General features: G+C 72.2%; 9 protein-coding genes. 3 read left to right on the plus strand and 6 right to left on the minus strand.

The genetic code is table 11. The features are described from left to right. Positions 1 to 34: 34 nt before the first annotated feature. Complete coding sequence (locus LMU33_RS22435) at positions 35 to 1,726, plus strand: tetratricopeptide repeat protein (protein ID WP_228622316.1); 1,692 nt, start codon at positions 35 to 37, stop codon at positions 1,724 to 1,726. A gap of 297 nt (positions 1,727 to 2,023) precedes the next feature. After that, a complete protein-coding gene (locus LMU33_RS22440; protein ID WP_228622317.1) occupies positions 2,024 to 2,866 on the plus strand; it encodes a Rossmann-fold NAD(P)-binding domain-containing protein in 843 nt (280 codons plus the stop codon). Between the two features lie 9 nt (positions 2,867 to 2,875). Here the strand turns inward: LMU33_RS22440 and LMU33_RS22445 are convergent, their stop codons facing one another. The 6 genes from LMU33_RS22445 to LMU33_RS22470 form a co-directional block, all read right to left on the minus strand. Next, positions 2,876 to 3,667 carry a DUF429 domain-containing protein gene (locus LMU33_RS22445; protein ID WP_228622318.1) on the minus strand — a complete coding sequence of 264 codons (792 nt, stop codon included), beginning with the start codon at positions 3,665 to 3,667 and terminating at the stop codon, positions 2,876 to 2,878. A 5-nt stretch (positions 3,668 to 3,672) separates the two neighbouring features. Beyond that, the gene (locus tag LMU33_RS22450) at positions 3,673 to 4,836 is read right to left on the minus strand and encodes a substrate-binding domain-containing protein (RefSeq protein WP_228622319.1); all 1,164 of its coding nucleotides are present in this window, start codon (positions 4,834 to 4,836) and stop codon (positions 3,673 to 3,675) included. A gap of 40 nt (positions 4,837 to 4,876) precedes the next feature. Next, positions 4,877 to 5,923, minus strand: a complete 1,047-nt coding sequence (locus LMU33_RS22455; RefSeq protein WP_228622320.1) for an ABC transporter permease — start codon at positions 5,921 to 5,923, stop codon at positions 4,877 to 4,879. After that, positions 5,920 to 7,449, minus strand: a complete 1,530-nt coding sequence (locus LMU33_RS22460) for a sugar ABC transporter ATP-binding protein (RefSeq protein WP_228622321.1) — start codon at positions 7,447 to 7,449, stop codon at positions 5,920 to 5,922. The genes LMU33_RS22455 and LMU33_RS22460 overlap by 4 nt, the downstream gene beginning before the upstream one ends. 146 nt (positions 7,450 to 7,595) lie before the next feature. After that, on the minus strand, positions 7,596 to 10,415 hold the full coding sequence (locus tag LMU33_RS22465; protein WP_228622322.1) for a SpoIIE family protein phosphatase: 2,820 nt from the start codon (positions 10,413 to 10,415) through the stop codon (positions 7,596 to 7,598). 131 nt (positions 10,416 to 10,546) lie between these two features. After that, the gene (locus tag LMU33_RS22470; RefSeq protein WP_228622323.1) at positions 10,547 to 11,515 is read right to left on the minus strand and encodes a cyclase family protein; all 969 of its coding nucleotides are present in this window, start codon (positions 11,513 to 11,515) and stop codon (positions 10,547 to 10,549) included. 202 nt (positions 11,516 to 11,717) lie between these two features. On the opposite strand from LMU33_RS22470, the gene LMU33_RS22475 reads away from it, so the two are divergent. Continuing rightward, a complete protein-coding gene (locus LMU33_RS22475) occupies positions 11,718 to 13,787 on the plus strand; it encodes a SpoIIE family protein phosphatase (protein ID WP_228622324.1) in 2,070 nt (689 codons plus the stop codon). Positions 13,788 to 14,101 lie beyond the last annotated feature (314 nt).

A 14,101-nucleotide genomic window follows, 5' to 3' on the forward strand; every position in this document is an offset into this window, starting at 1 on the left:
GGCGCTTCGGCGGCCGAGTGGTGAGGGACGATGCATGGACTATTACGATCTCGGCACCTACAGCCGCTCCGTGACGACCTCCTCGCCCGAGGCACAACTCTGGTTCGACCGCGGACTGGTCTGGACGTACGCCTTCAACCACGAGGAAGCCGTCTCCTGCTTCGAAGCCGCCGCAGCGGCCGACCCCGAATGCGCCATGGCGTACTGGGGCATCGCGTACGCACTCGGCCCCAACTACAACAAGCCGTGGGAGTTCTTCGACGAGCAGGATCTCGCACGCACCGTCCAACGCACCCACGCCGCCGTGGAACTCGCCCACGAGAAGGCGGAAACCGGCGCCACGCCGCTCGAACGAGCCCTGATCGGCGCGTTGCGTGCCCGCTATCCGCAGCCGGAGGCCGCCGCCGACTGTTCCGTGTGGAACGCGCCGTACGCCGACAGCATGCGCGCCGTCCACGAACTCGCCCCGGACGACCCCGACATCACCACCCTGTACGCCGACGCGCTGATGAACCTCACTCCTTGGCGGCTGTGGAACCTGCGGACCGGAGAGCCGGCCGAAGGCGCCCGCACGCTCGAGGCCAAGGCCGTCCTGGACCGGGCCGTCGCGACAGATACCGGGGCGGGTCACGTGGGCATCCTGCACATGTACATCCACCTGATGGAGATGTCCCCGACGCCCGAGGTCGCCCTGCCCGTCGCCGACCGGCTGCGCGGCCTGGTGCCCGACGCCGGCCACCTGCAGCACATGCCTTCACACATCGAAGTGCTCTGCGGCGACTACCGCCGAGTGGTGTCGGACAACGCCGAGGCGATCGTCGCCGACGAGAAGTTCCGCGCGCGGGCCGGGGCCATGAACTTCTACACGCTGTACCGGTGCCACAACCACCATTTCAAGATCTACGGCGCGATGTTCCTGGGCCGGTTCCGGACCGCTCTGCAGGCCGCTGCCCAGTTGGAGGCGTCCATCCCCGAGGAGCTGCTGCGCGTGCAGAGCCCGCCCATGGCCGACTGGCTGGAGGGCTTCCTCGCCATGCGGGTCCACGTACTGATCCGCTTCGGCCGCTGGAGCGACATCCTGCGGATGCCCGTGCCCGCCGATCCGGAGCTCTACAGCGTGAGCACGGCGATGCTGCACTACGCCCGGGGCGTCGCGTTCGCGGCCACCGGCCATGTCTCCGAGGCCGAGGCCGAACGCCGCCTGTTCGGCCGGGCGGTCGCCCGGGTGCCGGAGACACGCATGCTGTTCAACAACACCTGTGCCGACATCCTGGAGATCGCGTCGGCGATGCTCGACGGTGAACTCGAATACCGCAGGGGCAACCATGACGCCGCCTTCGCCGCGCTCGAGCGGTCGATCGAACTGGACGACAACCTTCCCTACGACGAGCCGTGGGGATGGATGCAGCCCACCCGGCACGCGTACGGCGCCCTGCTCCTGGAACGGGGGCGTGTCGTGGAGGCCGAGGCGGTCTACCGGGCCGACCTGGGACTCGACGACACCCTTCCACGCGCCGTGCAGCACCCTGACAATGTCTGGGCCCTGCACGGGCTGCACGAGTGTCTGGTCCGGCTGGGCAAGACCGGAGAGGCGCAGATCGTGGCTCAGAGGTTGAAGATCGCCCTCGCGATGGCGGACGTGCCGGTCCAGGCGTCCTGCTTCTGCCGCCTCGACGCGGTCTCGGACGCCGCCGGCGGAGGCGGCTGCTGCACGATGGAACATTGAGCCGCGGGCAGCAGCCTGACCGGACTGACGCACATCTTCGACGAGCCGAGCGTGGGCCTGCACCCGCGTGACGTGATCACCGTCGCCGACCACCGTACGGGGGGCCGCCACGCCGACCGGACAAGGACGTCACGGTCGACGTGCCCACCTGCGTGCTGGTGGCGCTGAACCCCTTCGGGCCGGCCAGCGCCGTCCGCTGTATGCGCTCCACAGCGGCCCGTCAGACCCCTTGTCGAACTCCCGACGCACGTCGCCCTGCGGCCGTTTCCTGTCCTTCCTGCCGTCGTTCAGGAAGGCATGGACACCCCACCGATCCTCGTCCTCGGTGCCACCGGCTCCGCGGGCCGACGTGTCGCCGCGCACCTGCGGGCCCTGGGTGCGCCGGTCAGGTCCGCGTCCCGGCACAGCGCCACGCGTTTCGACTGGAACGACCGGAGTACCTGGGAACCTGCGCTGCAGGGCGTCGACCGCATGTTCCTGATGGCCCCGGACGGCATCCCCGTCGACCCGGACCTCGTCCGCCTGGCGGCGGAGCTCAAGGTCGGACACATCGTCCTGCTGTCCAGCCGCGGGATCGAGACCATGGGAGACCAGCGGCTCCTCGAAGCCGAGGACGCCGTCAAGAGGTCCGCAGTCGCCTGGACGATCCTGCGCAGCGACTGGTTCGACCAGAACTTTGACGAGGGCCCGTTCCGCGAGGCCGTCCTCGCCGGGGAGCTGGCGGTACCGCTGGGGGACTGCCGCCAGGGGTTCGTGGACCTGGACGACGTCGGGGCCGTGGCTGCCCGGACCCTCACCGAGGACGGGCACACCGGCCGGTCGTACGAGCTGACCGGACCGCAGGCGCTGTCCTTCGCCGAGGTGTGCGCCGTCATCGAGGACGTCGCCGGCCACCCGATGAGGTTTCACGGAAGCGAGGACGCCTACCGCGCCGCGCAGACCTCCTTCGGACGGTCGGAGCAGTCGATCGAGCGGGACATCGTCTCCTACGCCGCGCTCCGCGCCCTGGGTGGCACCGAGCCCCTGGACACAGTGCCCCGCCTGATCGGGCGCCCCGCCCGCAGCTTCCGGCAGTACGTCACCACGGCGGTGTCCGACGGCAGTTGGCCACGCCCCCCGGACACCGCCGGAACGTCCTGACGGTCTCGGTCAGGGGCGGAGGGCAGCCAGATCCGTGCCGGGCAGGTGGATCCAGCCCTCCTGGCGGGCGAGCGCGCGTTCGTCCGCGGAGCGTGGCCACAGCGTGTCACCGACCAGGACGGCGCGGGCGACCAGGGCGCAGACCAGGGCGTCGAGATGGTCGTGGCTGTCGACGCACCGCGCACGCACCGCCTCGGGAAGAGCCGGGCCCAGACCCGCCTCGAGGGAACGGACGATGCGCTCCCGGACGGCGCGCGCCCCGGGCGTGGGGGTCTTGTAACTGGCGGTGAGGTGGATCCCCCAGCGCCGCAGCGCGGCGGCGGGATACACCTCGGCGACCGGTCCGGACCCGTCCCTGGGCACGGCGACGCCCGATGCGGCGAGCTGATCCATGAGGTAGGCCGCTCGCAGCGCCACGACCCCCAGCAGGTCGGTGGACACCGACAGCGGCGGCCGCAGGGAGGTCGCCTTCCAGGTCAGGTCGTCGGTCAGCCGGAACCGCAAGGCGTCCAGACCGGGCCGCCCGTCGGCGCGGTCCCCGAACCGGACCGGGGGCGGCAGCCGCGCCCCCTGGTGGTGGGCGAGAACCGTCGCCACGAAGTGGGACGGCCAGCCGAGGGGGCAGTCGAGGCCGGTCTTGTCGGCCGCCCGGACCACAGCGAGCAACTGCTCGTCCGCCTCGGGCACGACGAACTCCACCGCCAGGCCGCCCCCGGGTCCCCAGACGACCCGGCACACGGCCGTGCGCCGTGCACGGGCGGCCAGATCGACGCCGACCGTCACCATGTGTCGTCCCACCACGCCCGTCACTTGCCCCAGATCTTCCGGTACGCCTCCCGGTAGCCCGAGGGGTCCCAGGTCGTGGCGCCTTTGCTGTTGCTCTCCGTGGAGATGTGGACGGGCGCGACATAACCGCTGGCCGGACGGCCGGAGAAGGCGCGGTTGAACTCGTCGAGGATCTGCCAGCCCTGCAGCGACAGCGGTTCGGGGACGGTGGCCGCCTGGTACTGCTCGCCGTTGATGCGCTGGAAGGCGGACGGGTCGCCGTCGCCCGCGCCGATGTTGAAGGGTGGCCCGGAGCCCGTCTTCCCGGCCGCGCGGAAGGCGGGGGCGGCGTCGGCGAAGTACAGGTCGTTGATGGCGACGGAGTGGGTCCACCGGCTCCCGAAGCGGGAGAGCAGGAACGAGACCTCCCTGGGGGTACGGCTGCTCGCGTCCGGGATCGGGATGTTCTCGTACGCCAGCAGCCGCACGCCCGGGCAGGCCGCCAGCCCCTTCCTGATCAGCTCGGACTTGTGTTTGGCGAAGGGGATCGAGGCGTCGGTGAACAGCACGACCCCGGCGTTGCCGTGGGAGCGTGCGACGACCCACTGTGCGCTGATCGAGGCGACGTCGTCGACCTTGGTGGTGATGTTGGTGAAGAGCCTGGGGTGCACGCTGGGGCCGGGGGCGGCCACCGCGTGCCAGCCGATGAGCGGGATGTGCGCCGCGGTGGCCCGCGCGACCTGCTGCGAGGTCGAGTCGGGGTCGAAACCGCCGATGACGATGCCCGAGGGCCTGAGCGCCACGGCCTCGCTCAGCGCCGCCTGGATGCCGGCGGGGGTGCCCTCGCCGTCGATCACCCGGACCTTCCAGCCGATGACCCTCGCGGCCTCCTTCACGCCCTGTGCGACGGCGGCGACTCCGGGGTTGGTCATGGTCTGTGCTACGTAGACGACCGTCTTGCCGGGCACCGCGGCGGGGCCGCTGGTCGGCCCGTTCCAGGGGACGTCGGTCCTCTCCGCCCGGGTGACGGCGGCCCGGGCCTCGGCCTGGACCGCGGGGCAGCCGCTCGGGCCCGTGGTGGCGGCCCCGGGGCCGTGCGACGAGCCGCGTTCGCAGCCCGCGAGGGCGGTCGCCGCCACCAGCAGGGCGACGGAGACCGGTCGCGCCCGGGCGATGCCGGGGACGGCCTTGCGATTGCGGTGCACGAGAGCTCCTCGCGGCGGGCTGAGCGGAGGGGAGGGCGGCTCAAGGGGGTGGGGCGGGCGCGTCGCGGGGCGCGGCGGCCCCGGTGCGCATGCGGCGGGCGGAGTAGCCGGCCAGGCCGACGGCGAGCAGGAGGGTGCCGCCGTAGAAGAGGGGGATCGTCCAGAAGTCGGCGCCCATCTGGCCGATGCCGGTGAGGCCGACGGCGAGCACGGCGACGGCGACGAGCGTGCCCAGGGCGTTGGGGCGGCCGGGTTTGATAGCGGTGGAACCGAGCAGGGCGCCGACGAAGGCGGGCAGCAGGTAGTCGAGGCCGACGCTGGGATTGCCGATCTGCTGCTGTGCCGCGAGCAGCACACCGGCGAGGCCGACGATCAGTCCCGATGCGGTGAACGCGTAGACGGTGTACTTGCGGGTCGGGATGCCGACGAGGTCGGCGGCGCGCGGGTTGGAGCCGACGACGTAGAGGTACCGGCCGAGCGGCAGCCGCTCCAGCACCAGCCAGAGGGCGACCGCCAGGGCGAGCACGTAGAAGGCGGGGACCGGCAGGCCGAGGAACCTGGAGTCGTACAGATCGGTGAAGGCTGCGGGCAGACCCTGCGGGCCGGGGACGATCCGGCCGCCGCCCGTGACCCAGCCGGTCACGGCGTACATCATGCTGCCGGTCCCGAGGGTGGCGATGAACGAGTCGATGCGGCCGAACTCGACGACGACACCGTTGAGGGCGCCCACGACCAGCCCTCCGGCGACCACCGCGAGGCAGGCCCACGGCCAGGGCCACCGCTCGTCGACCACCAGCTGCATGACCATGACGTGCGCCAGACCGAGGCCGTAGCCGATGGAGAGGTCGAACGCGCCGGTCACGACGGGGACCATGGCGGCGAGCGCGAGGACGGCGGGGATCGACTGGCTGGACAGGATCGAGTCGACCGTCTCCCGCGTGGGAAACGTACGCGGCAGGGTGAGCGAGAAGACCAGGAAGAGCACAGCGGTGAGCGCCAGCAGGCCGTAGGCGCTGAGGAGGTGTCCGGCGGGGCGCCGCCGGTACGGCCGGGACGGGGACGCGGAGGAAGGCGGCGGCGCGGTCATGAGTCCGTCGCGGGTCCGGAAGAGGGCATCGCCGAGGCCGCCCGGGTGAGCCCGGCGACCGTGAGGGCCGGACCGCCCAGCTCGGCCGTCACCGACCCGCGGACGAACACCAGGGCGCGCCGGCACACGCCCGCGACCTCCTCGAAGTCCGTGGAGACGAGCAGCACCGCGAGGCCGGCGGCCAGTGCCTCGTCGAGCAGGCGGTAGACGGCGGCCTTGGCCCCGATGTCCACGCTCGCGGTCGGCTCCTCGAGGATCAGCAGGCGCAGGCCCACCCGGAGCCACCGGCCGATCATCACCTTCTGCTGGTTTCCGCCGGACAGCGTGCCGATGGGGGTCTCGCTGTCGCGGGGACGCACCGAGAACCGTTCGATCAGCTCGGCGGCCTCGGCGCGTTCGCGGCGGGGGGCGATCCACTGCAGCGCCGGCCGGCCTCCGGCGCGCGGGTTGGCCAGGAGGTTCTCCCGTACGGTCAGCTCGGCGGCGCAGCCCTCCCGCTGTCTGTCACCCGGCACGAAGCCGACACCGACGCGGACGGCGTCGGCGACGGTACGGGGACGGTAGGGCCGGCCGCCGAGGAGCACCCGGCCGCCGAGCAGGGGCCGGGAACCGGCGAGGGCCCGGCCCAGGTCCATGTGCCCGGCGCCCGAGAGGCCCACCAGGCCCAGGACCTCCCCGGCCCCGAGTTCCAGGGCGACCGGTCCCGTGCCGGTCGTCCGTACGCCGTCGAGGCTCAGGACGGCCGGGCCGCCGGCGGGGACGGTGGCGGGGCGGTAGCGGGCCGGTTCCTCGCCGACGATGTCATGGACCAGCCGGGCGGGGCCGTGGTCCGCCAGGGTGCCGTGGCTGACGAGACGGCCGTCGCGCAGGACGGCGAAGGCGTCGGCGACCTCGTACACCTCGTCCAGCCGGTGGCTGACGTAGAGGAGGCCGTGCCCCTGGTCGCGCAGGGTGTGCAGGACGCGGAAGAGCCGGGCGCAGTCCGTGGCGGGCAGGCGGGCGGTCGGCTCGTCGAGGACGAGGAGTCCCGCCCGGGCGGCCAGGGCCCGGGCGATGGCGACCAGCGAGCGCTCGGCGGGGGAGAGGCGGGCGATCGGCGTGTCGGGGTCGAGGTGTCCGGCGACGAGCCGCAGGGCTTCGGCGCAGCGCTCCCGGGTGCGCCGCCAGGAGATCAGTCCGGCGCGACGGTGGTATCCGATGATCAGGGCGATGTTCTCGGCGACCGTCATCCATTCCACGAGACCGAGGTCCTGGTGGATGAAGGACATGGCGCGGGAGGCGGCACGACTGCCGAGCGGGTGCCCGTCCACCGTGACCTGTCCCGCGTCGGCGTGGTGGACGCCGGCGAGCACCTTGATGAGGGTGGACTTTCCGGCTCCGTTGGGGCCGAGGAGAGCGAGGACGCTGCCCGCGTGGACGTCGAGGTCGACCCCGTCCAGCGCGAGGGTCCCGCCGAACCGCTTGGTGAGCCCACGGATGTGGACCAGGGGTTCCGCAGAGGTGTCGGGAGGGTCGTGCACGGACATCTCCGGAGGTCGGCCTGGCGAGTTCTTCCCGACTGTCGCCACTGAACGGTCGCCACCGATCCTAGTGGGCCAACAAAGGGCATATTGGATGATTTTGGATATTCGCCGCTCTTCATGACTCCAACGGGCCAGCGGCGCCGCCGGTCTCAGACGCCGTCGAGGCCGCACTCGGCCCAGATGACCTTGCCCTGGGGCAGGTAGCGCGTACCCCAGCTCCGTGCCAGCTGGGCGACGAGGAACAGGCCGCGGCCGCCCTCGTCGGTGCTGGCGGCCCGGCGCAGGTGCGGGGCGGTGTTGCTGGTGTCGGACACCTCGCAGATCAGGGTGCGGTCGTGGAGCAGCCGCACGCGGATGGGGCCGCAGCCGTGGCGGATGGCGTTGGTGACCAGCTCGCTGAGCATCAGTTCCGCGGCGAAGGCGGCTTCGTCGAGGCCCCAGTCCGCCAGCCGGCGCATGGCAGCGGCGCGGACTTCGCCGACGAGGGCCGGGTCGGGCTGCAGGTCCCACGTGGCGATCCGGTCGGGGGCCAGCGCGCGGGTGCGGGCCACGAGCAGGGCGATGTCGTCACAGGGGTGGGCGGGCGCCACGCTGTTCAGGACCACCTGGCAGGTCTCCTCGGGCGCGCGGTCCGGGTGGCCCAGGGCCTCGCGCAACTGGTCGAGGGCCCCGTCGAGGTCGCGGTACCGGGCCTCGACGAGTCCGTCGGTGTAGAGGACCAGCTGGCTGCCCTCGGGGAGATCGGTCTCGACCGCTTCGAAGGGCAGGCCCCCCAGGCCGAGCGGAGGCCCGGCGGGCAGCTCCGCGAAGGACACCGTGCCGTCGGGGCGGACCAGCGCGGGGGGAGGATGCCCGGCGCGGGCCATGGTGCACCGCTGGGTGGTCGGGTCGTAGATGGCGTACACGCAGGTCGCGCCGATGATGTCCGCTCCGTCGGGGTCCTCCCGGTCCAGGCGTCCCACCAGGTTGTCGAGGTGGGTGAGGACCTCGTCCGGGGGGAAGTCGAGTTCGGCGAAGCTGCGTGCGGCGGTGCGCAGCCGGCCCATGGTGGCGGCGGAGAGCATGCCGTGGCCGACGACGTCCCCGACCATCAGGCCGATACGGGTGCCGGAGAGGGGGATGACGTCGTACCAGTCACCGCCCACGTCGGATTCGGCGGGCAGATAGCGATGGGCGACCTCGACGGCGTCCTGGTCGGGCAGCCCGTGCGGGAGCAGGCTGCGCTGCAGGGCCAGCACCATGGTGCGTTCGCGTGTGTAGCGCCGGGCGTTGTCGATGGACAGGGCGGCCCGGGCGGCGAGTTCCTGGGCCAGCGAACGGTCGTCGTCGCCGAAGGGGGCCGGGTCCCGGCCGCGGTAGAACGCGGCGACGCCCAGGACGACCCCGCGAGCGACCAGCGGGACCGCGACGAGGGAGTGGACGTGGGTCAGCAGCTCCTCGGTGTGCTCGGGGTCGTGGGCGAGCCAGCCCGCGGCGACCGTCAGGTCCGGTTCCAGCACCGCCTCCCCGCCGGTCAGGGAGCGCAGCTGTGGTGTGGCCGGGCCGTAGTCGACCTGCTTGCCGACCGGATGGAAGGGGCAGTCGTCGCGGACGCCGTGGACCACCGCGCGGCGCAGGTCGCCGTGCGGGTCGGCGGCCTCCTCGCCTTGCAGTACGGCCTCGGGCAGGTCGATCGTGACGTAGTCGGCGAGTCGCGGTACCGCCGTCTCCGCGAGTTCCTGGGCGGTGCGGCGCACGTCCAGGGTGGTGCCTATGCGCGTGCTGGCCTCGGACAGCAGCTCCAGGCGGCGCCGTGCGGCGAGCGCGTGCCGTCCCACCTCCGGCTCCCCCACGAGCAGCAGCCCTCTCGACGGGCGCGTGGCGGCGGCGTGATCGGCTTCCGCTCCGACCGGTGCGACACCCTTGCCGCCGCCGGTGGCGGCCTCGCCCCGTGCGGCAACGGGAACGGCTCCCGACGTCAGGACCACGGGGGAGGTGGCAGGCTCGCGGGGGAAGCCCGGCAACTCGTCGAGCCGCCGGGGCGGGCCGAGCGGATTCCGTGGTGCGGGGCCGGGCATGACGGCCTCGATGGCCAGGCCCTCCACCCCGGTGGCACTGGTCATCGGACGGCTCAGCAGCGTGACACGCCGGCCGTCGGACAGGGTGACGTGGACGGCGGCCAGCTGCGCGCAGGAGATCAACTCGGTGGCCTTGTCCATGAGGATCGCGTGGTCACGGGGATGCTGTCCGAGGGACAGGTCGTCCAGTCCGATGGTGCGCTGCCCGCCGACGGCGGCTTCGGCCTCGGCGTCCAGATACGCCCGCAGCAGAGCGCGCTCGCGTGCGGAACTACGGCTGAGCAGCCGCCGTTCGATGGCTCGCGCCGCCTTGCGCAGCACGGTGGCCAGCGCCGGGTCGTCGAAGCTGCGCGGATAGCCGAAGCACAGGACGCCCTCGATACGGCCGCTGAGCGGGTCGCGGACCGGGAGCGCGCGGCAGGCACTTGCCTGGGAGCGCTCGGCGAAGTGCTCGGCACCGTACACCCGGATGAGTTGCCGTTCCGCCAGCGCGAGCCCGATGCCGTTGGTGCCGGCGACCTGCTCGGCGAACACGAACCCCGGCAGGCGCTGGATCGCCGGGAGGCTTCTGGCCAGGGACGGCTCTCCGAAACGGCGCAGGAGGACCGTTCCGCTCGCGTCGGCGACACTGATGTTCATGTGACTGCCGGCGAACCTGTACTGCAGCCGGTCGAGCACCGGCACGGCCGCGCGGATGATCCGTGCTTCCGTGTCGAAGTCCTCCCGGAAGGGGAGGTCGGACCGGTCCGGCGAGAGCCCCAGGGACCGGCATCGCTGCCATGAATGAGAGATGGGCGTGCGCACGCCCGCTTCGATCGCCCCACCCTCCAGGAAACGCTCACGCGAACGAACGGGTCCCGTGCCGTCTGCCGCACGCCCCGCCGGAGTCGGTGCCCCGTCGAACCGAACCACGCTGTGCCTCACTCGCGATAGTCCGCTTTCCGGAACCAAGCTGACATAAATGAGAATACGGACATTGGGGGCGATGGTCACGATTAAAAGGGTTCTGATTCTTCATGTGCATGACCTGCTGGTTCCGTTCGTCACAGGACCGCCACCGGGTTCACGGGCGAGCCCGTCCCGCCCGGTACGTTCAGCGGTGCCACTGCCAGCAAGAACTCATACCGCCCGGCCTCGGCGGTTGCCGCGGAGAGGGCTTCCAGGTCGAGGTTGTCCAGCAGTGGCACCCCCATCGCGGCCACGGCCAGGGCATGGACCGGCGAGTGCACGCCCTCCACCGGCGAGGGCCGTACATCACTGTCGCCGTCACCGCCGAGCAGCGCGACGCCGCGCTCCGCCAGCAGCGGTACGGCGTCCACGTGGAAGCCCGCGCTCGCCGTGTCCGGGTCCCAGGCGCCGAGCGCCGTGCGGCGGCGGACGTGCCCGGACCGCAGCAGCACCGCGTCACCCTCGCCGATCGTCACACCGAGCGCCCGCTCCGCGGCGGTGATGTCCCGCGCGTGCACCGCCCGCCCCGGCTCCAGCCAGCGGATCCCGAGGACGGCGGGGAGGTCGAGGAGCACACCCCGCGTGACGAGGGCCCCGAGCGCCGACACCGCTCCGAAGCGGGCGCCCGCGGCGCCGACGACGTCGCGGGCCGTCCGGCCGTCGTAGAGCTGTCCCCGGTAGGCGATGTGGCTCAGGGCGTCGAGATGCGTGACACCCTTGCCGTGGTAGTCGGCGGCGATGAAGTCCTTGTGGGTGGAGGGCTCCGGGCTCTCCACGTCACCGAGATCGGTCATGTGGTGCAGAGCGGGCCTGCGGTTGTCGGGGCCGGGCCGGGTGTTCCAGGGCAGCGCCAGGGGGACGACCACCCCCGACCGCACGGCGGCCGTGGCCCGCCGTACATGGTCCGCGGTCACACGGTTCCAGGCTCCGCGGTCGGCCGGTGTCCAGCGGCCCCATGTGCGGACCGCCTCGAAGAGCGCGTCGAACTCCCAACGGGAGACGGCGGGCCCGTTGCCGGTCACGGGTGATCTGGGCTCGGGGTCACCGGCGGGCTTCGCGGTCATCGGCACTCACCTGTACTCACCTGTGCTCACCGTTCTCCGGGCGGGACGCCGAGGGGCCCGGTGCTCGTGATCAACTCCAGCTTTGCACAGTGGCAGCGCCGCTCGGTCGTGCTCGGCCGCCGGTCTGGGACGACCATGGATGAAGGCAGCACGCTCGCCGGTGGGCCAGAAGCCCAGGCGCCGAGCGGAGGGAAGAAGAACCATGGGCACGACGGACTCGTCCCGAGCAGGCCCCGGCCGGTCGGTGGCCGGTTCCGCCGCGCCGCCCAGCGGCCTGCTCGACCTGCTCAGCGTCGCCGCGGTGGTGCTGAACCCGCTGGGCCAGGTGGTCTTCTGGAGCCCGAAGGCCGAGGAACTGTTCGGCTACACCCCGGCGGAGGCGCTGGGTCAGTTCGCGGCTGAACTGACCGTCCACGAGGAACACCGGGACGAGGTGGTCAAGCTCTTCGCCGAGGTCATGCAGTCCGGCACCGACTGGGCCGGGGCCTTCCCGATCCGGCACAAGGACGGCAGCACGCGACTGGTGGAGTTCCGCAACATGCGGCTGCTGGACGACCTCGGTGACACCTATGCCCTGGGTCTCGCGGCGGACCAGGCAGCCGTGGAGCGGGTCGAGCGGGATGCCGCCCTGGCCATGCGCCTGGTGTCCCAGTCCCCGGTAGGGCTCGCCATCCTCGACCCGGACCTGCGGTACCTGGCCGTGAACCCAGCCCTGGAACGCATCACCGGTCAGTGCGCCGCCGAGCGTCTCGGCCGGACGGTCGGCGAGGTCCTGACCTTCCTGGACACGGACCCCGAGGCACGTCTGCGCCGTGTCCTGGAGACGGGCGAGTCGGTCGTGGACCGGCAGATCGTCTGCCGTCCCCCCGGCGACCCGGACCACGAGCACGCCTGGTCCGTCTCGTACTACCGGCTGGAGGACTCCGGTGGACGGGTGCTGGGCCTGGCCTATTCCGTCATCGACGTCACCGAGCGTCATCGCGCCGCCGCCGAGGCGGCACAGGCCCGGCAACGGCTGGCGCTGATCGCCACGGCCTCCGCCTCCGTGGGGACCACCCTCGACCTGGAAACCACGGCGCGCGAGCTCGCCGACGTCGTCGTACCGGTCCTGGCCGATGTGGCGGCCGTGGACATACTCGACAGCGCCCTCGACGGCCGGGGCGCGCCCCACGAGGGCCCGGCCGTCTTCCGCGCACTCGCCGTCAGCGCGACCCACTCCACCGAGGCCCTCCACGCGGCCGACCCGCCAGGGGGAGTCGCCGCCTACGACAGCGACCGCCTGATCACCCAGTGCGTGCGCACCCGTCAACCGGTTCTGCTGCCCCGCACCACCCGTCGGGACCTCGGGCGCATCGCCCGCCACGGCGAGGCCGCCGCCCTCCTCGCGACGGCCGGGGTGCACTCCTACCTGGCCGTACCGCTCATGGCCCGGGGCCGGGTCCTCGGCGCCCTCGACCTCAAACGCACCCGGAACCCCGTACCGTTCGACGACGACGACGCGCTCCTCGCCTCCGAGCTGGCCGCCCGGGCCGCGGTCTGCATCGACAACGCCCGCGGATACCAGGCCCAGCGCCACACGGCCCTCACCCTCCAGCGCAGTCTGCTTCCCGAGCCCCCGACGCACCTGCCGGGCCTGGAGGCCGCCTGCCGCTACCAGCCCGCCGGTGCCACGTACGAGATCGGCGGCGACTGGTACGACGCCATACCCCTGGAGGGGGACAAAACAGCCCTGGTCGTCGGCGACGTCATGGGCTGCGGCATCAAGGCCGCCGCCACCATGGGACAACTCCGCAGTGCCGCCCGCGCGTTCGCCGAACTCGATCTCGCGCCCGCCGAGGCCCTTCGGCACCTCGACCACCTGACCGAGGGCGTCGAGCAGGCCATCACCACCTGCATCTACTGCGTCTACGACCCTCACCGGGGCCAGTGCCAGATATGCCTCGCCGGCCACCTGCCCCCGGCCCTGCTGCGGGTCGGCCACCCGGCACGGCTCCTCGACCTTCCCACCGGCGCACCGCTGGGCGTCGGCGGGGTCCCCTTCGAAGCCGCCACCATCGCCTTCCGTCCCGGCGACGAACTGGCCCTCTACACCGACGGCCTGGTCGAAACCCGAAGCGAACCCATCGACGCCCGTCTGGACGCCCTGCTCGACGCCTTCACCGCGACACGTGGCCACGATCTGGAAGACACCTGCGACTGCATCCTGGAGGTCCTGCGGCCGCCCGGTGGCGAGGACGACGTCGCTCTGCTCATCGCCCGAGCTCAACCCTGACGTCGACGGACAGACCTGACGGCGGCGGTGAACGTGGCGGGGCCCGGGAGTCGTATCCAGCTCCCGGGCCCCTGGGGTTGCCACCCAATTGCGCACGCCGGCGGCGTTTAAGAGGACGGATCAGTCATCATGCCGTCGTGTTCTTCCTTTGAACTACCGCACCGTGCGAGAGGTGCAGGCGAGAGTCGAACTCGCATCCGACGGCGTTCGTCCGGCCCCGTCGATCCGGCGATCGGCGGCGATGCTGAGACTGGAGCGAGAGTCTGAGACTGATCACGGCTGCCTCTGCCATGTTGGGCCACCCCGGCCCGTTG

Origin of the sequence: Streptomyces barringtoniae, assembly GCF_020819595.1 — a bacterium.
In the GTDB taxonomy this organism is placed as follows: Bacteria; Actinomycetota; Actinomycetes; order Streptomycetales; family Streptomycetaceae; genus Streptomyces; species Streptomyces barringtoniae.